Here is a 19,453-nt window from a genome sequence, read left to right on the forward strand (position 1 = left end):
TGCCACCAAAAACGCTCAATCAGGCCCATTCCCGGTGCGGGCCGGGCCGTCCCCGGAGGTATCAGCCATGTCCCACGTCGGCGTCCCGCGCGGGACGGCCCGAAAGAGGCGCATCCCCGCCCTGCTCACCGCAGGCGTCCTCACCCTCCCGGCGCTGGCCGGATGCAGTTCGGGCGGGAAGGACACCGCGGCCGTCGCCGCCGTACCGCAGGACGTGGCCCGCGCCGCCCGCCCCCAGGTCGCCGACGGGGGCAGGGTCACCTGGGCGATCGACGCGCTCCCCGCCACCTTCAACGCCTTCCAGGCGGACGCCGACAGCGCCACCACCCGGATCACCGGCGCCCTGCTGCCGACCCTCTTCCCGCTCGACGCCCAGGGCCGGCCCCAGCTCAACCCGGACTACCTCGAATCCGCCAAGGTGACCGAGACCGAGCCCCGCCAGGTCGTCGTCTACCGGCTCAACCAGCAGGCCGTCTGGAGCGACGGCCGCAGCATCGGCGCCCCGGACTTCGTCGCCCAGTGGCGGGCGCTGAGCGGCAAGGACTCCGCGTTCTGGACCGCCCGCAACGCCGGGTACGAACGCATCGAGAAGATCGAGCGCGGCCACGACGACCTGGAGGTCAAGGTCACCTTCGCCAAGCCGTACGCGGACTGGCGCTCGCTGTTCTCGCCGCTCTACCCGAAGCAGGTGACGAGCTCCCCGGACGCCTTCAACGACGGCGCCCGCACCACCCTCAAGGCGACCGCCGGGCCGTTCCGGCTGCGCGAGGTGGACAAGAAGACCGGGTCCGTCACGCTGACCCGCGACCCGCGCTGGTGGGGCGGCCGCGCCAAGCTGGACTCGCTGGTCTTCCAGGCCGTCAAGCCCGAGGAGCGCACCGACGCGCTGGCCGAGGGCGCCGTCGACATCGCCGACATCGACTCCACCACCGCCCACCGCATCGCCCAGGCGGCGCGCGAGGGCGCGGCCGGCGCGCCGCCCGCCCACGGGCCCGGCGCCGCACAGAGCCCGGCGGACGCCCTGCGCTCCTGGGCCGTGGCGCACGGCACCGACGAGGAGGCGGCCGAGGAGGAGCAGGAGGCGCGGGACGACAAGGCCAGGGCGGCCGACGCGTACGCCACCGAGCAGAGCGGGCTGCGCGCCTTCGTCGTCCGCAAGTCCCTGGAACCCGCCTACACCCAGCTCGCGCTGAACGGCGAGACCGGACCGCTCGCCGACGACCGGGTGCGCCGGGCCGTCGCCCGCGCCCTGGACCGGCAGCAGCTTGCCGACACCGTGCTGAAGCCGCTCGGACTGCCCGCGCAGCCGCTCGGCAGCCACCTCGCCGTCGCCGGGCAGCCCGCGTACCGGGACGGCAGCGACGCGCTCGGCAAGCAGGACACCGAGCAGGCGCAGGCGCTGCTCGCCGACGCGGGCTGGACGCGCGAGGGCGCGCTGAGCCGGAGCGACGGCACCAAGGCGGGCAGCGAGAGCGAGAAGCAGAAGAAGGCCGGCGAAAAGGCGGAGGAGAAGGACGCGGAGAAGAAGGGGAACGCCGGCAAGGACGCGGACGACGGCAAGGGCGACCGCGCCGCGGGCGAGCCCGCCGCCGACGACGGCCTCTACATCGTCGGCGACGACAAGCCCGGCGGCATCCACGTCCTCGCCCCGGCCCCCGACGCCGCCGCGCAGAGCGTGGCCCTGCTGCGCCAGGCCGGGCACCTCGGCTCCACGGGCACCTCGGAGGACGCCCGGGACGCGATCCGGGCCCAGGACCGGCAGCCCGGGGGCGCCGCCGGAGCGTACGCCCCGGCGGGTACCGCGGCCCCCGCCAAGGCGGCCGACGCCGCGCGCGGCCCGCTCGGCAAGAACGGCAAGCCGCTGAGCCTGCGCTTCGTCCTGCCGTCCGGGCCCGGTTCGGCCGGACTGCGCAGCGTCGGCGAGAAGATCGCCGCGATGCTCGACACGATCGGCATCCGCACCGAGATCACCAAGGTCTCCGACGACAGCTACTTCCGCGACCACGTGGCCTCCGGCGATTACGACATGGCCCTGTACTCCTGGCCCGCCACCGCCTACCCGGCCACCGACGACCGCCCGATCTTCGCCAAGCCGCTGCCCGCGTCCGACGGTTCGCTGCTCGTGGAGCAGAACTACACCCGGGTCGGCACGGACCACATCGACCAGCTCTTCGACCAGGCCGCGTCGGAGCTGGACGAGAAGGCCGCCCAGGACCTCATGCGCAAGGCGGACGCCCGGATCTGGGCCGCCGCAGGATCGATTCCCCTCTTCCAGCGCCCCCAGCTCGTCGCCACCGGCAAGCAACTCGTGAACGTCGGCGCCTTCGGCCTCGGAGTCCCGCACTACCAGGACATCGGCTACAAGGCCCCGCAGGCGGCGGGCGCCCCGGCCCAGCGGAGGAAGTAGCGCCGACAAGCTCAGATGCAGCTCAGAACCCTTGCCCGCCGGTTCACCGGCGGGCAAAGCTGTACCCACCATTGACCCGGAAACTTGCCGGGGAAGCCGCAGCAGCGACCGCCCCGTACCATGGGAGTAGCCGTGGCGCGTCCGCCCGGCGGGCGTACGAGGACTCAAGACCGACCCAGGCGCCTGAATCCCCGATCCGAGAGAAGCGCAAGCCACACCATGCCCACGCGCCACGACATCCGTAACGTAGCCATCGTCGCCCACGTCGACCACGGCAAGACGACCATCGTCGATGCCATGCTCAAGCAGGCCGGCTCCTTCGCCGCGCACGCCGCCGAGTCCCTCGACGACCGCATGATGGACTCGAACGACCTGGAGCGTGAGAAGGGCATCACGATCCTGGCCAAGAACACGGCCGTGAAGTACCACCCCAAGGATGGCGGCGACGTCATCACCATCAACATCATCGACACCCCCGGCCACGCCGACTTCGGTGGCGAGGTCGAGCGCGGCCTGTCGATGGTGGACGCGGTCGTGCTTCTGGTCGACGCCTCCGAGGGCCCGCTCCCGCAGACCCGCTTCGTGCTGCGCAAGGCGCTCCAGCAGCGGCTGCCCGTCATCCTGTGCATCAACAAGACGGACCGCCCGGACTCCCGGATCGACGAGGTCGTCAACGAGACCTACGACCTCTTCCTCGACCTGGACGCGGACGAGGAGCAGATCGAGTTCCCGATCGTCTACGCGTGCGGCCGTGACGGCATCGCCTCGCTGACCAAGCCGGAGGACGGCACCGTCCCCGCGGACTCCACCAACCTGGAGCCGTTCTTCTCCGCGATCCTGGAGCACGTCCCGGCCCCGACGTACGAGGAGGGCGCGCCGCTCCAGGCCCACGTCACCAACCTCGACGCCGACAACTTCCTCGGCCGCATCGCGCTCCTGCGCGTCGAGCAGGGCGAGCTGCGCAAGGGCCAGACCGTCGCCTGGATCAAGCGCGACGGCTCCATCCAGAACGTGCGCATCACCGAGCTGATGATGACCGAGGCGCTCACCCGCAAGCCCGCCGAGGTGGCCGGACCCGGTGACATCTGCGCCGTCGCCGGTATCCCGGAGATCATGATCGGTGAGACGCTCGCCGACCCGGAGAACCCGGTCGCGCTGCCCCTGATCACGGTGGACGAGCCCGCGATCTCGATGACCATCGGCACCAACACCTCGCCGCTCGTCGGCCGGGGCGGCACGGGCAAGGGCGCGGACGCCAAGGCCGCGGTCAAGGACCGCAAGGTCACCGCCCGCCAGGTCAAGGACCGCCTGGACCGCGAGCTGATCGGTAACGTCTCGCTGCGCGTCCTGGACACCGAGCGCCCCGACGCCTGGGAGGTGCAGGGCCGCGGTGAGCTGGCGCTGGCCATCCTGGTCGAGCAGATGCGGCGCGAGGGCTTCGAGATGACCATCGGCAAGCCCCAGGTGGTCACGAAGGACGTCGAGGGCAAGACGTACGAGCCCGTCGAGCGCATGACGATCGACGTGCCCGAGGAGCACATGGGCGCCGTCACGCAGCTCATGGGCGTCCGCAAGGGCCGCATGGACAACATGTCGAACCACGGCTCCGGCTGGGTCCGCATGGAGTTCGTCGTCCCGTCCCGCGGCCTCATCGGCTTCCGTACGGAGTTCCTGACGAACACCCGCGGGACGGGTATCGCGCACTCCATCCACGAGGGCCACGAGCCGTGGTTCGGCACCCTGACGACCCGTAACAACGGCTCGCTGGTCGCCGACCGCGCCGGTGCCGTCACCGCCTTCGCGATGACGAACCTCCAGGAGCGCGGTGTGCTGTTCACCGACCCCGGCACCGAGGTGTACGAGGGCATGATCGTCGGCGAGAACTCGCGCTCCGACGACATGGACGTGAACATCACCAAGGAGAAGAAGCTCACGAACATGCGGTCCTCGTCGGCCGACTCCTTCGAGGCGATCGTCCCGCCGCGCAAGCTCTCGCTGGAGCAGTCCCTGGAGTTCTGCCGCGACGACGAGTGCGTCGAGGTGACCCCGGAGGCCGTCCGCATCCGCAAGGTCGTCCTCGACCAGAAGGAGCGCAGCCGCACCGCCTCGCGCGCCAAGCACGGCTGAGCCGACGCCGGTAGGCGATTTCCGGCCGACGATCCGTCAGCTCAAGGCATTGCCGTAGCCCAGGGCCCTCACAGACACTGTGGGGGCCCTCGGCCGTGGTCAACCGGTTTTCGGCTTGCCTGTCCAGGATTTGAGACAGAAACGTCCGATTATCGGAGGTTGCTCTCCGAAACATGTGTTAACAGTCCGTTTCGGGGGTGTCTGTCTGGGATCGCTTTGTCCGGATTTTGGTCCGCGCAAGGGTCGGATGTTGTCAAACCGAGACCCTTTAAGTGTGGTTTACGGCCCAGTCGTACTTAATAGTTGGCTCCATTGAGCTCGGGTCAATGGGTCACGCACTGTGGGGAGTGCGCCGACTCACGAGCACACTAAGGGCACTGAAACGATCACCGTCAGGGGTGTCGGTGTATCGACCCAGTGCCCTTCTTGTAGTCAAAAGTGGACTCATGAGGAGGAAACCCATGCGTGGTGCCAAGAGCGCCAAGTGGGTCGCGGGAGCGGCCATCATCGCCCTGGCTGCGACTGCCTGCGGTGGCGGCGACGACGATGCCGACAAGGGCGGCAAGAGCGCCAAGGGCGCGGTGAACCCGGACGGCATCTTCTCCGTCGAGGTCGGTGAGCCGCAGAACCCGCTGCAGCCGGCCAACACGATGGAGTCGAACGGCAGCATCGTCACCGACGCGATCTTCTCGCAGCTGGTGGACTACGACCCGTCCGGCAAGCTTGAGATGATCAACGCCGAGTCCGTCGACACCAAGGACTCGAAGCTCTGGACCGTCAAGCTCAAGAAGGACTGGAAGTTCCACGACGGCACCCCCGTCACCGCCGAGTCGTACATCAAGGCGTGGAACTGGGCCGCCAACATCAAGAACGACCAGACCAACGCGTCCTGGTTCGGCGACATCAAGGGCTACGCGGACGTCCACCCGGAGGACGCGAAGGCCAAGCCGAAGTCGGACACCATGTCCGGTCTGAAGAAGGTGGACGACTACACGTTCACCATCGAGCTCAACTCCCCGCTGCCGTACTTCGCGTACAAGCTCGGCTACACGGTCTTCTCCCCGCTGCCCGAGTCCTTCTACGCGGACCCGAAGGCCGCCGGTGAGAAGCCGGTCGGCAACGGCGCGTACAAGTTCGTCAGCTGGGACCACAAGAAGCAGATCAAGGTCGTCCGCAACGACGACTACAAGGGTCTCGACAAGGCGAAGAACGGCGGTGTGATCTTCAAGAACTACACCACCCTCGAGACCGCCTACGAGGACCTGAAGTCCGGCAACGTCGACGTGCTCCGCCAGATCGGCCCGAAGGACCTCCCGGTCTACCGGTCCGACCTCGGTGACCGCGCCGTGGACAAGCCGTACTCCTCGATCCAGACGATCGCCGTCGCGTTCTACACCAAGCAGTGGAAGAACATCGACCCGAAGGTCCTCCAGGGCCTGTCGATGGGCATCGACCGCGACACGATCACCAAGACCGTGCTCCAGGGCACGCGTGAGCCGGCCACCGGCTGGGTCGCCCAGGGTGTCCTCGGCTACCAGAAGGACGCCGCGGGCGACGTCACCAAGTACGACCCCGCCAAGGCCAAGCAGCTCATCAAGGACGGCGGCGGCGTCCCGGGCAACAAGATCTCGATCCAGTTCAACGCCGACGGCGGCCACAAGGAATGGGTCGAGGCGGTCTGCAACAGCATCACGCAGTCGACCGGTGTCAAGTGCACCACCGACTCGAAGGCCGACTTCCAGGCCGACACCAACGCGCGTGACGCCAAGCAGGTCAAGTCCCTGTACCGCTCCGGCTGGGTGCTCGACTACCCGATGAACGCCAACTTCATCTCGGACCTGTTCCGTACCGGCGCCGCGGGCAACCAGGGCGACTTCTCGAACAAGGGTCTGGACGCGGAGATCAAGAAGGCCGACTCCGCCGCCTCCCTCGACGAGTCCGTCGCCGCGTACCAGAAGATCGAGAAGGAGCTGGTGAACTACATGCCCTCCATCCCGCTCTGGTACTACAAGGTCAACGCCGGCTACTCGGAGAAGGTCCAGAACGTCGACTACGCGCAGGACGGCGACCCGATCCTGACGCAGGTCGAGGTCAAGAAGTAATCACACCGACGTAGTCCGCGCGCACGCGCGGGACCGCCTGAAGAACGGTCCCGCGCCTGCCGCACGCAGTGGCCGGGGGGCCCTTCCACGCAATCGACCCACCCTCAGGGGGCGTCGGTGCGGGGGAGGGCCCGTCGGCTGCCGCCGCCTATTACATGGAGGCATGATGGGGCGCTATGTCGCACGACGACTGCTCCAGATGATCCCGGTCTTCCTCGGGACAACGCTGCTGATCTTCCTGATGGTCTACACGCTGCCCGGCGACCCCGTGCGCGGGCTCTTCGGGGACAAGGGGGCCGATCCGGCCACTCTGGAAGCGATGCGGCACAAGCTCGGACTGGACCAGCCGATTCTGGTGCAGTACTGGGACTACATGAAGGGCATGCTCTTTCATGGGGACTTCGGCACCCAGATAGCCAGCGGGCGGCCCGTCACCGACGTGCTCGGCGACGCCTTCCCGGTCACCCTGCGACTGGCGAGCATGGCGTTCGTCATCGAGATCATCCTCGGCATCGGCCTGGGCATGGTCGCGGGTCTGCGCGCCGGCCGGCTGGCCGACAACGTGGTCCTGATCCTGACGCTGCTGATCATCTCGATCCCCGTCTTCGTGCTGGCGCACATCGTCAAGTCCGTCTTCGCCGACCAGATGGGGCTGATCTCGCCCAACGTCTCGAACGAGGCGACCTGGAGCGAACTACTCACCCCGGCCATCGTGCTCGGCTCGCTCTCCCTCGCGTACGTGGCCCGGCTGACCCGTACGACGATGGCCGAGAACCTGCGGTCCGACTACATGCGTACGGCCGTCGCCAAGGGACTTCCCAAGAGCCGCATCATCGGTGTGCACCTGATGCGCAACTCGATGATCCCCGTCATCACCTTCCTGGGCACCGACCTGGGCGCCCTGATGGGCGGTGCGGTCGTCACCGAGTCCGTCTTCAACGTCAAGGGCATCGGCGGCACCATCGTCGAGTCGATCACCCGGCGTGAAGGCACCACCCTGGTGGGCCTCGTCACCATCCTGGTGCTCGTCTACCTGTTCATGACCCTGATCGTCGACCTGCTGTACGCGGTCCTGGACCCGAGGATCCGTTATGCCTGACGTGACCAAGACCGCACCCGCGCCCGAGGACGTCCACGGTCCCGTCACGGACCCGACCTCCGTCGTGAAGGCCGCCAAGGCGCGCAGCCTGTGGGGCGACGCCTGGGCCGACCTGCGTCGCAACCCGTACTTCCTGGTGTCGTCCGTCCTCATCGTCATCCTCCTGGTGATAGCCGTCTTCCCCGGCCTGTTCACCGGGGCCTCGGCGACCCACGCGGACCTCGGGAAGCACTTCCTGAAGAAGCCGGAGCTGAGCAAGATCGGCTCGGAGGGCTGGCTCGGCTACGACGGGCAGGGCCGCAGCGTCTACGCCCGCGTCATCTACGGCACCCGCGCCTCGATCACCGTCGGCGTCTGCGTCACCGTGCTGGTGACCCTGTTCGGCGGCCTCATCGGCATGCTGTCCGGGTTCTTCGGCGGCTGGGTGGACGCGATCCTCTCCGGCTTCACCAACATCTTCCTGGGCCTGCCCTTCCTGCTCGGCGCGATGGTCGTGCTCCAGTCCTTCAGCGAGCGCAAGGTGTGGGTCGTCGTGCTCGCCCTGGCGTTCCTCGGCTGGACGCAGATCGCCCGTGTCATGCGTGGCGCGGTGATCACCGTCAAGGAGGCCGATTACGTCCAGGCGGCCCGGGCGCTCGGCGCGGGGACCACCCGGATCATGTTCCGGCACATCCTGCCGAACGTGATGGCGCCGGTGATCGTCGTCGCCACCATCTCGCTGGGTGTGTACATCTCGGCCGAGGCGACCCTGTCGTACCTCGGTCTCGGTCTCGCCGACCCGACCATCTCGTGGGGCATCGACATCTCGACCGGTTCGAACCAGATCCGGGTGGCGCAGCACATCCTGATCTACCCGTCGATCATGCTCAGCATCACCGTTCTGGCGTTCATCATGCTCGGCGAAGCCGTCCGCAACGCCCTCGATCCGAAGTCGCGATAGGAGGGCGAACGTGGCCACCATCAACAAGACCGCCGAAGTCCCGTCCGCACGCCGGGGTGACGACCACGTCGGTCCCCTGCTCGAAGTCCGTGACCTGCACGTGGAGTTCCACACCCGCGACGGTGTGGCCAAGGCGGTCAACGGGGTCAACTACAGCGTGGACGCCGGCGAGACCCTCGCCGTCCTCGGTGAGTCCGGCTCCGGCAAGTCCGTGACGGCGCAGGCCATCATGGGCATCCTCGACATGCCGCCCGGGAAGATCCCCAAGGGCGAGATCCTCTTCCGCGGCCAGGACATGCTCACGATGTCCAACGAGGAGCGCCGGAAGATCCGCGGCCAGAAGATCGCCATGATCTTCCAGGACGCGCTGTCCTCGCTGAACCCGGTCCTGACCGTCGGCTACCAGCTCGGTGAGATGTTCCGGGTCCACCAGGGCCTGTCCAAGAAGGAAGCCCGCGCCAAGGCCATCGAGCTGATGGACCAGGTGAAGATCCCGGCCGCCGCGGCCCGGGTCTCGGACTACCCGCACCAGTTCTCCGGCGGTATGCGCCAGCGCATCATGATCGCGATGGCGCTCGCCCTGGAGCCGGACCTGATCATCGCGGACGAGCCGACCACCGCGCTCGACGTGACCGTCCAGGCCCAGGTGATGGACCTGCTCGCGGAGCTCCAGCGCGAGTACAACATGGGCCTGATCCTGATCACCCACGACCTGGGTGTCGTCGCGGACGTCGCGGACAAGATCGCCGTGATGTACGCGGGCCGGATCGTCGAGACCGCCCCGGTGCACGAGATCTACAAGCGCCCCGCGCACCCCTACACCAAGGGTCTGCTGGCCTCGATCCCGCGCCTGGACCAGAAGGGCCAGGAGCTCTTCGCGATCAAGGGCCTGCCGCCCAACCTGCTGCACGTGCCGTCGGGCTGCGCCTTCAACCCGCGCTGCACCATGGCCCAGGACATCTGCCGTTCGGACATCCCGCCGCTCCACGCGGTGACCGAGCAGGACGGCACCGAGCTGGCCGGCCGCCGCAGCGCCTGTCACTTCTGGAAGGAGACGATCCATGGCTGACATCTCGAAGGAGTCCGTGGACGCCACCCCCAACGTCTCCGAGGTGGAGACCGTCGACGCGGCGACCGAGGCGGAGGCCGTAGCCGCCATCGACGCGCCCGTGTCGCAGGGGGAACCGATCCTCCAGGTGCGCAACCTCGTCAAGCACTTCCCGCTGACGCAGGGCATCCTCTTCAAGAAGCAGGTCGGCGCCGTCAAGGCCGTCGACGGCATCTCGTTCGACCTGTACGCGGGCGAGACCCTCGGCATCGTCGGCGAGTCCGGCTGCGGCAAGTCCACCGTCGCCAAGCTGCTGATGACGCTGGAGCGGGCCACCGCCGGCGAGGTCTTCTACAAGGGCCAGGACATCACCAAGCTGTCCGGCCGCGCCCTGAAGGCCGTCCGCCGCAACATCCAGATGGTGTTCCAGGACCCGTACACCTCGCTGAACCCCCGTATGACGGTGGGCGACATCATCGGCGAGACGTACGAGATCCACCCCGAGGTGGCCCCCAAGGGCGACCGGCGCCGCAAGGTCCAGGAGCTCCTGGACGTGGTGGGCCTCAACCCGGAGTACATCAACCGCTACCCGCACCAGTTCTCCGGCGGCCAGCGCCAGCGCATCGGCATCGCCCGCGGCCTCGCGCTCAACCCGGAGATCATCATCTGCGACGAGCCGGTCTCCGCGCTCGACGTGTCGGTGCAGGCGCAGGTCGTCAACCTGATGGAGAAGCTCCAGGACGAGTTCAACCTGTCCTACCTCTTCATCGCGCACGACCTGTCGATCGTCCGGCACATCTCGGACCGGGTCGGCGTCATGTACCTCGGCAAGATGGCCGAGATCGGTACGGACGTCCAGATCTACGACCACCCGACGCACCCGTACACCCAGGCGCTGCTGTCGGCCGTCCCGGTCCCGGACCCGGAGGCCCGCGAGGGCCGCGAGCGGATCATCCTCACCGGTGATGTCCCCTCCCCGGCCAACCCGCCCTCGGGCTGCCGCTTCCGCACCCGTTGCTGGAAGGCCCAGGACAAGTGCGCCACCGAGGTGCCGCTCCTCGCGGTCCCCGAGCGCTTCAAGGCCTCGAAGACGCCGGCCGCTCACGAGTCGGCCTGCCACTTCGCGGAGGAGAAGGACGTGGTGCACGCGGTCTCGTGACACCGCGCGCGTGACGAAAGGCGCCCCGGAACCGATCGGTTCCGGGGCGCCTTTCCCGTGTACCGGGTACCGGGCTCGCAGTGTGCTCGGGTCAATGGGCCGTTGCGTGCTCGGTTCCCCCGGCCGGAGCCGTACGGCGGGCGGGGACCGGTCGGGTCCCGCGCCGGGCGTACGGCCCCGGGGCCGAGGCGAGGGGTGTCAGCCTCGCGCCTCGCGGTCTTCGGGCCCGCCGTCCTTGTCCAGGCTCGCGGCGGGCTTCGCGTTCTCCTTGCCGAGGCTCTTGGCGGGCCCGGCGTCCTCGGTGCGGGCCTGCGGGACGGCGGCCACGGTCTGGGAGTCCTCCGGGTAGTGGCAGGCCGTCAGGTGGCCCGCACGGCTGCCGGAGACCTGAACCAGCGGGGGCGCCTCGCTCGCGCACTTGTCCGTGGCCTTCCAGCACCGGGTGCGGAAGCGGCAGCCCGAGGGCGGGTTGACGGGGGACGGGACGTCGCCGGTGAGCCGGATGCGCTCACGGGCCGGCGTGTCGTCCGCGGTCGCCTCGGGCACGGCGGAGAGCAGCGCCCGCGTATAGGGGTGGCGCGGATTCCCGTACAGGTCCTCGCGGTCCGCGATCTCCACGATCCGGCCCAGGTACATCACGGCCACGCGCTGCGAGAAGTGCCGTACGACGGCCAGGTCGTGGGCGATGAACAGGAAGGCGATCCCCAGCTCCTTCTGGAGCTTCTGCAACAGGTTGACCACCTGCGCCTGGATCGACACGTCCAGCGCCGACACCGGCTCGTCCGCCACGATCAGCTTCGGTTCCAGGGCCAGCGCGCGGGCGACCCCGATGCGCTGGCGCTGACCGCCGGAGAACTCGTGCGGGAACCGGTTGTAGTGCTCCGGGTTGAGCCCGACCGTCTCCAGCAGCTCCCGCACCCGGGCCTCGCGGCCACCGCGCGGCTCGATGCCGTTGACCTCCATGGGCGCCGAGACGATCTTGCCGACCGTCTGGCGCGGGTTCAGCGAGGCGTACGGGTCCTGGAAGATCATCTGGATCTCGGAGCGGACCGGCGCCAGCTGCTTGCGCCCGGCGTGCGTGATGTCCTGCCCACGGTAGGTGATCCTGCCCGCGGTCGGTTCGAGGAGCCGGGTGACCAGCCGGCCCGTGGTCGACTTGCCGCAGCCGGACTCACCGACCAGGCCCAGGCTCTCGCCCTCGGCGACGGTGAAGTCCAGTCCGTCCACGGCCTGGACGGCCCCGACGGTCCGCCGGATCGGGAAGCCGCCCTTGATCGGGAAGTGCTTGGTGAGTCCGGAGACGTCCAGGAGGGGATCGGTGCTGCTCATGGTGGGAAAGTCCCGTCTCTTGTACGTCAGTTGGCCCGGGTGCCGGCGAAGTCGGTGAAGAACTCCACGCGCTGCTCCGGGGTCAGGTGGCAGGCGGCCCCGCGCCCGGACACCAGGTCCAGCGGAGGCTGCTGGGTCGAGCAGCGGTCGCCGCCGACCTGCTCGGTGAAGGAGCACCGCGGGTGGAAGCGGCAGCCGGTCGGCGGGTTGAGGAGGCTCGGCGGGGTACCCGGGATCGGCGAGAGCGGCACGTCCACCGGGCCTTCGAGGGTGGGCATCGAGCCCAGCAGCCCCCAGGTGTACGGGTGCTGGGGCGCGCGCAGCACCTCCTTCTTCGTACCCCGCTCCACACAGCGCCCGCCGTACATCACGAGGACGTCGTCCGCGATGTCGGCGATGACGCCGAGGTCGTGGGTGATGAAGATGATCGAGGTGCCGAACTCCTGCTGGAGGTCCTTGAGCAGGTCCATGATCTGGGCCTGCACGGTGACGTCCAGCGCGGTCGTCGGCTCGTCGGCGATCAGCAGCGCGGGGTCGCAGACCAGCGACATGGCGATCATGGCGCGCTGGCGCATACCGCCGGAGAACTGGTGCGGGTAGTCGTCCACGCGCAGGTTCGGCTGCGGGATGCCCACCTTGGTGAGCATCTCGATCGCCCGCGCCCGGGCCTCCTGCTTGGAGGCGCCGGTGTGCTTGCGGAACGTCTCGCCGATCTGCTTGCCGACGGTGTGGTACGGCGACAGCGAGGCCAGGGCGTCCTGGAAGACCATGGCCATCTTGTTGCCGCGCAGCCGCTCCAGCTCACGCTCGGACGCCGACAGCAGGTCCTGCCCGTCGAGCAGGATCTCGCCCTCGATCTCGGTGTGATCGGGGTGGTGCAGTCCGAGGATCGCCAGGTTGGTGACGGACTTGCCGGAGCCGGACTCGCCGACGATGCCGAGGGTCTTGCCGCGCTCCAGGTCGAAGGAGAGCCCGTCGACGGCCTTGACCATGCCGTCTTCGCTGGAGAAGTGCACGCGCAGATCGCGTACGGAGAGGAAGGGGGTGCTCATGGGGTCTCTCCCTAGGCGAGGCGGACGCGTGGGTCGATGAGGGCGTAGACGGCGTCGACGATGATGTTGAAGAGGACGATCGCCGCCGCCGCGACCAGGACGACGCCGAGGATCATCGGCAGGTCGTTGTCGTAGACCGCCTTGATCGACAGGGCGCCGATGCCGTGCAGACCGAAGGTCTTCTCGGTGATGATCGCGCCGCCGAGCAGCAGGCCGAGGTCGAGTCCGAAGATGGTGACGATCGGGCCCATCGCGCCCCGCCAGGCGAACCGGAAGAACACGGTGCGCCGGGACAGGCCCTTGGCCCGGGCGGTGCGGACGTAGTCCTCGCTCATCGTCTCGACGAGCTGGGAGCGGGTCATACGCGTGTAGTTGGCGGTGAAGATCAGCGCCAGCACCATCCAGGGCAGCAGCAGTCCGGAGAACCAGCCGGCCGGGTCCTCGGTGAACGCGACGTCCTTGGGACGGCTGAGGATGTGCCACTGGTCGCTGAGGTAGTACATGGCGACCACGCCGACGATGTAGATCTGCATGGAGGAGCCGATCAGGGACGCCGAGGAGGCGACCTTGTCCAGCGCCTTGCCCTGCTTCACGGCGGCCAGCATGCCGGTGCCCACACCGAAGAGCACGAAGACGACCGCGCTGCCGACGGAGAGGGAGAGCGTCGTCGGGAGGCGGTCCAGGATGGTGGCGAGGACCGGCTCGCGGTTGCGGAACGAGTAGCCCAGGCACGGCGCGGGGCAGTGGCCGAACGAGCTGTAGTCGCGCCCGACGAACACGCCCTCCAGCCAGTGCCAGTACTGCACGGGCAGCGGGTCGGCGATGCCGAGGTTCTGCTTGACCAGCGCCAGCGTCTCCGGCGTGCAGATCTTGCCGCAGGCCGCGCGAGCCGGGTCGCGGGGCGCGACGTAGAAGAGGACGAAGGTGATGGCACTGATGATCAGCAGGATGACCAGTGCGCCGATTGCCCGGCGGATGAGGAAGCGGAACATGGCGATGGATTTCCCTGGCAGACGCCGACGAGGGGGAGGGGAGCGGGCGGGGCGCCGCAGGGGCGCCCCGCCTCGGGGGGTGTCGGCTAGGCCTTCACGAAGAGCTTGTAGAACACGGCCGAGGACCACAGCGGGTGGAACATGGCGCCGCCGACCTTGGAGCCGTACAGGTAGAAGCGGCGCTGGAACGTCTCGGGGATGATCGGCGCCTCCTCCGTCATGATCCGCTTGTCGAGCGCGGCCCACTGCTTGCCGGCCTCGACCGGGTCGGCGATGGTGACGTTCTTCTTGATGGCCTCGTTGACCCAGTCGACGTTCAGCTGCGAGATGTTGTTCGCGCCGTCCGCGATGGTGCCGCCGTCGAACAGCGGCTGCACCAGGGTGTAGCCGGTCGGCCAGTCCGGGGACCAGCCGAACCACATCACGTCGAACTTGTTGTCGATCTTCTGGACGCCGTCGTAGTAGCTGGTGGACTCCAGCGGCTTGAGAACGGGCTCGAAGCCGGCGGCCTTGAGGGCGTTCTCGATGACGACCTTGGTCTTGTCGTAGGTGTTGCCCTGCGGGAAGGCGTAGACGATCTTCTGACCCTCCTTGCCCGCCTCCTTCAGCAGCGCCTTCGCCTTCTCCGGGTCGCCCTGCGGCTTCTTCAGCTTGCCGTAGACGTCGTCCTTGGCGTAGCCCATGATGTCGGGGCTCAGGATGGACGTGGCGTAGTCACCGGCCGACGGACCACCGTAGATCTTGCGGATCTGCTCCAGCGGCCAGGCGTGGATGAGGGCCTGGCGCACCTTCAGGTCGGTGATGCGCTTGGTGTTGATCGCGTAGTAGTAGAGGCCGGTGAGCAGACCGTTGAAGGTGCGCTTCTTCAGGTCGGCGTCGGTGAGGACCTTCTGGATGCGCTCGGCCGGGACACCGCTGTACGCCATGACGGCGTACTGGTCGTCGCCGGAGTCGGCGATCAGGCGGTCGGTCGCCTGGAGCGACTCGGGGCCGAACTCGTAGACGAAGCTGTCCGGGTACGCGTTGCGGATCGCGTCGGTGTTCGGGTCCCAGTGCTCGTTGCGCACCAGGGTCATCGACTTGTCGACGGAGTGCGCCTTGATGCGGTACGGGCCGCAGGAGACCGGGTCCTTGTCGTACTTCTCCTTGCTGTCGCCCTTGACCGGGACGGCGCCGTAGGAGCTCATCGCCAGGGTGAAGTTGAAGTCCGGGCGGGTCTCGGCCAGCTTGAAGGTGATGGTCTTCTTCGCGGTGTCCGTGACGACCGAGTCGAGGTGCTTGCCGCTGAACGGGCCCTTGTACTTGCCGCGGAAGTCGGTCGAGCCGGTGAGCGCCTGCTGGGCGTAGCCGGCGCCCTCGGTGGTGAAGCTGGCGAAGCCGCGCTCGATGCCGTGGCGCACGTCCTCGACCGTCAGCTCCTTGCCGTCCTCCCACTTGAGGCCGTCCTTGAGCGTGAACTCCCAGGTCTTGCCTCCGTCCTTGGTGGTGCCGGCGTCGGTGGCGAGGTCGCCGACGAGCTTCATCGAGCCGTCGGAGGCGATCTTGTAGCCGGTCAGGCAGCGGATGAAGAGGTCACCGACCGCGGAGTTCCACGAGAAGTAGATGCGCTGCGGGTCCAGGTGCGAGAAGTCGTCCGGCGCGATACCGCGGATCGTCCCGCCCTTCTTGGCGCCGGGGATCTCCGGAGCGGCGCCCGTGGAGTCCTCCTTGGTGCCGACGACCACCGAGCCGGTGTACTTGTCGGCGCCGCCGTGGCCCTTGCTCTTGTCGCCCTTGCCGGCGGTGGAACTGCCGCTGCTGCAGGCGGTGAGCACCATCGAGCCGCCGGCCGCGACCGACGTGGCGATGACGAAGTTTCTGCGGGAGAGAGACATGGCTTCCTGCTCTGGTCGAGTGGAGAAACGATGGATCCGGGTGGGCCCCGTCGCCCGTCCGGAGTACGGCGGGTTCAGCGCTTGGTCTTGGGGTCCAGTGCGTCGCGCACGGAGTCGCCGAGGAGGTTGAAGGCGATCACGAAGATCACCATCGACGCGCCGGGGAAGAGCATGAACGTGATGTCGCTCTGGTAGACGTCCGAGCCGCGCTGGATCATCACGCCCCAGTCCGGGGTCGGCGACGTCAGCCCGACGCCGAGGAACGCGAGACCCGCCTCCGCCGTCACGTACGCGGGCAGCGCGAGCGTGGCCTGGATCAGGATCGGCGTCCAGAGGTTGGGCAGCAGTTCCTTGAAGATGATCCGCGCCGGGGACGCGCCGGTGACCTTGGCGGCCTCGACGAACTCGCGCTCGCGCAGGGCCAGCACCTCACCGCGCAGCAGACGGGCGATGGAGGCCCAGCCGAAGGCGGTCATGACCGAGATGAGGGTGACCACGGTCAGCCAGACCGGAGTGTTCTCCTCCGGGTCGACCAGGATCGAGAGCAGTACGGGCCAGAAGGCGATGAAGAAGAGCGTGGAGGGGAAGGCCAGCAGGATGTCGATGACCCGGCCGACCAGGTAGTCCGTCTTGCCCCCGAGGTAGCCCGCGGTGATGCCGATCGCGATGCCGATCACGGTGACGAGCAGCGTGGTGGCGGCGGCGATGAGCAGGGAGTTGCGGATGCCGTAGAGCAGGAAGGTGAAGACGTCCCGGCCGAGGCCGGGCTCGATGCCGAACCAGAAGTCGCCGCTGATACCGCCGTTGGGGAGGACGGGGGAGCCGAAGTCGTCCAGCAGGCTGGTGTCGTCCTGCCCGTACGTCGTGTACGGGTTCTTTCCGTACAGCTTCGCGATCAGCGGTGCGGCAATGCCCACCACAAAGAAGAAAATGACCACATACGCGGAAATCACGCCGGTGCGGTCCCGCTTGAAGCGGCGCCAGGCGAGCTTTCCGGGAGACCGGCCGTCACCCCCCTTGCCCGAGGCGGACTCCGGCGGAAGGGCCGCTGTCACGTCCGCCGCCTCAAGGGTGGCTGCTGCGTTCGAGGTTGGAATCGTCATGGTGCTCCTGGCCCGGAGGGTCGAAGGACTCCGCAGGGCACACCCACGGGCTACCCGGACTTTTTCAACGCAATTCACGCAGGGTCAATGAATGTCGAGCCGCCTTGGTCCGCTCTTTGGCACCTTGACCTGACCATGACCTTCACATGGTGAGTCTTTTATCTTGCGTTTGCCGTATCCGGGGGATATTGACCTGCAATTCAATTCAATCCGGGCATTGAGTCCGATATCCGGGCGGCATTGTCTCGGAATTCGTACATCCGGATGTGGTGCTATGGGGCCGATGCCGGTTCGTTGCCCCGTCGTTACCGCTTCGCTGCTCGTCAGAGGGGGTGGAAGGGCTCGTTCGGGTGTCGTGTACGCGTCCGGAATCCGGTGTCGGGGCGCGTTCGCCGACGACCGGACGGGTGCCGTCCGTGCCCGAATGGGGGGAGTAGATATGCGTACGTACCGCTCTGAGGTGATATTTGACCTCACGTAAGCCGGAGCACAATGAGGAGGCACTCCATGCGCGGAGCCACACACGTCAAGTGGGCCGCATGTGCGGCGGCCGTCGCCCTGGCGGCGACGGCCTGCGGCGGGGGCGACAGCGGTGGCGGTGGAGGTGGCGCCGACGGGATCGTCAGCTCGTCCTGGGGTGACCCGCAGAACCCGCTGGAGCCGGCCAACACCAACGAGGTGCAGGGCGGCAAGGTCCTCGACATGATCTTCCGGGGTCTGAAGAAGTACGACCCGAAGACCGGCGAGGCCACCAACATGCTCGCCGAGAAGATCGAGACCAAGGACAACCAGAACTTCACCGTCACGGTGAAGGACGGCTGGACCTTCAGCAACGGCGAGAAGATCACCGCCAAGTCCTTCGTGGACGCCTGGAACTACGGCGCACTCCTCAAGAACAACCAGAAGAACGCCTACTTCTTCGGTTACATCGACGGCTACGACAAGGTGCACCCGGAGTCCGGCAAGGCGAGCGCCACCACCATGTCCGGCCTCAAGGTCGTGGACGGCAAGACCTTCACGGTCAAGCTGGCGCAGAAGTTCTCGCTCTGGCCCGACACCCTCGGCTACCCGGCCTTCGCCCCGCTCCCCAAGGCGTTCTTCGACAACCACGCGGCCTGGCTCAAGCAGCCCGTCGGCAACGGCCCGTACACCATCGACAAGTACACCAAGGGCTCCTCGATGAGCCTGCGGAAGTGGGACGACTACCCCGGTGACGACAAGGCGCAGAACGGTGGCATCGACCTCAAGGTCTACACCGACAACAACACCGCCTACACCGACCTGACGGCCGGCAACCTCGACCTCGTGGACGACGTGCCCGCCTCGCAGCTCAAGAACGTCAAGTCGGACCTCGGCGACCGCTACATCAACACCCCGGCCGGCATCATCCAGACCCTGGCCTTCCCCTTCTACGACAAGCAGTGGGACACCCCGGACGCGGCCAAGGTCCGCCAGGGTCTGTCGATGGCGATCAACCGCCCGCAGATCACCGACCAGATCTTCCAGAAGACCCGCACCCCCGCCTCCGACTGGACCTCCCCGGTCCTCGGCGAGGACGGCGGCTTCAAGAAGGGCCTCTGCGGCAAGGAGTGCACGTACAACGCCGCCGAGGCCAAGAAGATGATCCAGGACGGCGGCGGCATCCCGGGCGGCCAGCTCAAGATCTCGTACAACGCGGACACCGGCTCGCACAAGGAATGGGTCGACGCCGTCTGCAACAGCATCAACAAGGTCATGGGCAACAACAAGGCGTGCGTGGGCGCCCCCGTCGGCACCTTCGCCGACTTCCGCAGCCAGGTCTCCCAGCAGAAGCTGCACGGCGCCTGGCGCGCGGGCTGGCAGATGGACTACCCGCTCATCCAGAACTTCCTGCAGCCCGTGTACTACACCAACGCCTCGTCCAACGACGGCAAGTGGAACAACAAGCAGTTCGACGGCCTCGTGGACAAGGCCAACGCCGAGTCCGACAAGGCCAAGGCCGTCTCCACCTTCCAGGACGCCGAGAAGGTCATGGTCCAGCAGATGCCCGTCATCCCGCTCTGGTACCAGAACGGCAGCGCCGGCTACTCGGACAACGTCACCAACGTCTCGCTGAACCAGTTCAGCGTCCCGGTGTACGAGCAGATCAAGGTCAAGTAAGGGACGGAGCCGGGCGACCGTGCGGTGACGCACCGGCCGCCCGGCTTCCCCGTCCTCCCGACTCCTCAGCCTCCGTCCCCCG

General features: G+C 67.8%; 13 protein-coding genes. 8 read left to right on the plus strand and 5 right to left on the minus strand.

Annotated features, from left to right (window positions below; genetic code table 11):
- Positions 1-67: 67 nt before the first annotated feature.
- The 7 genes from ACFZAT_RS02980 (at position 68) to ACFZAT_RS03010 (ending at position 10,882) form a co-directional block, all read left to right on the plus strand.
- Entirely contained in the window at positions 68-2,407 is a 2,340-nt protein-coding gene (locus tag ACFZAT_RS02980; protein ID WP_391259135.1) for an ABC transporter substrate-binding protein, read from the plus strand.
- A 219-nt stretch (positions 2,408-2,626) separates the two neighbouring features.
- Complete coding sequence (gene typA, locus ACFZAT_RS02985) at positions 2,627-4,534, plus strand: translational GTPase TypA (RefSeq protein WP_073964160.1); 1,908 nt, start codon at positions 2,627-2,629, stop codon at positions 4,532-4,534.
- A 461-nt stretch (positions 4,535-4,995) separates the two neighbouring features.
- Positions 4,996-6,636: an ABC transporter substrate-binding protein gene (locus ACFZAT_RS02990; protein WP_391259138.1), complete on the plus strand. Its 1,641-nt coding sequence runs from the start codon at positions 4,996-4,998 to the stop codon at positions 6,634-6,636.
- Positions 6,637-6,802: 166 nt separating this feature from the next.
- Positions 6,803-7,735 (plus strand): ABC transporter permease subunit, encoded by a 933-nt coding sequence (locus tag ACFZAT_RS02995; RefSeq protein ID WP_391260233.1) that lies wholly within the window; start codon positions 6,803-6,805, stop codon positions 7,733-7,735.
- The gene (locus ACFZAT_RS03000) at positions 7,728-8,675 is read left to right on the plus strand and encodes an ABC transporter permease subunit (protein ID WP_391259141.1); all 948 of its coding nucleotides are present in this window, start codon (positions 7,728-7,730) and stop codon (positions 8,673-8,675) included. Before ACFZAT_RS02995 ends, ACFZAT_RS03000 begins: the two co-directional genes overlap by 8 nt.
- A gap of 10 nt (positions 8,676-8,685) precedes the next feature.
- Positions 8,686-9,744: an oligopeptide/dipeptide ABC transporter ATP-binding protein gene (locus ACFZAT_RS03005; protein ID WP_391259144.1), complete on the plus strand. Its 1,059-nt coding sequence runs from the start codon at positions 8,686-8,688 to the stop codon at positions 9,742-9,744.
- Positions 9,737-10,882, plus strand: a complete 1,146-nt coding sequence (locus ACFZAT_RS03010; protein ID WP_391259147.1) for a dipeptide ABC transporter ATP-binding protein — start codon at positions 9,737-9,739, stop codon at positions 10,880-10,882. The genes ACFZAT_RS03005 and ACFZAT_RS03010 overlap by 8 nt, the downstream gene beginning before the upstream one ends.
- Positions 10,883-11,080: 198 nt before the next feature.
- Here ACFZAT_RS03010 and ACFZAT_RS03015 read toward each other — a convergent pair whose 3' ends face one another.
- The 5 genes from ACFZAT_RS03015 to ACFZAT_RS03035 form a co-directional block, all read right to left on the minus strand.
- Positions 11,081-12,211 carry a dipeptide ABC transporter ATP-binding protein gene (locus ACFZAT_RS03015; protein WP_391259150.1) on the minus strand — a complete coding sequence of 377 codons (1,131 nt, stop codon included), beginning with the start codon at positions 12,209-12,211 and terminating at the stop codon, positions 11,081-11,083.
- A 26-nt stretch (positions 12,212-12,237) separates the two neighbouring features.
- Positions 12,238-13,263: an oligopeptide/dipeptide ABC transporter ATP-binding protein gene (locus tag ACFZAT_RS03020; RefSeq protein WP_391259153.1), complete on the minus strand. Its 1,026-nt coding sequence runs from the start codon at positions 13,261-13,263 to the stop codon at positions 12,238-12,240.
- 11 nt (positions 13,264-13,274) lie between these two features.
- Positions 13,275-14,255: an ABC transporter permease subunit gene (locus tag ACFZAT_RS03025; protein ID WP_391259156.1), complete on the minus strand. Its 981-nt coding sequence runs from the start codon at positions 14,253-14,255 to the stop codon at positions 13,275-13,277.
- 86 nt (positions 14,256-14,341) lie between these two features.
- Positions 14,342-16,129 (minus strand): ABC transporter substrate-binding protein, encoded by a 1,788-nt coding sequence (locus tag ACFZAT_RS03030; RefSeq protein ID WP_391259159.1) that lies wholly within the window; start codon positions 16,127-16,129, stop codon positions 14,342-14,344.
- Positions 16,130-16,203: 74 nt separating this feature from the next.
- Positions 16,204-17,232: an ABC transporter permease subunit gene (locus tag ACFZAT_RS03035; RefSeq protein WP_391259161.1), complete on the minus strand. Its 1,029-nt coding sequence runs from the start codon at positions 17,230-17,232 to the stop codon at positions 16,204-16,206.
- Between the two features lie 507 nt (positions 17,233-17,739).
- Between ACFZAT_RS03035 and ACFZAT_RS03040 the strand changes: the two genes are divergently transcribed.
- Positions 17,740-19,371 carry an ABC transporter substrate-binding protein gene (locus ACFZAT_RS03040; protein WP_391259164.1) on the plus strand — a complete coding sequence of 544 codons (1,632 nt, stop codon included), beginning with the start codon at positions 17,740-17,742 and terminating at the stop codon, positions 19,369-19,371.
- Positions 19,372-19,453 lie beyond the last annotated feature (82 nt).

The organism is Streptomyces sp. NPDC008163 (genome assembly GCF_042956885.1).
Classification (GTDB): domain Bacteria; phylum Actinomycetota; class Actinomycetes; order Streptomycetales; family Streptomycetaceae; genus Streptomyces; species Streptomyces drozdowiczii_A.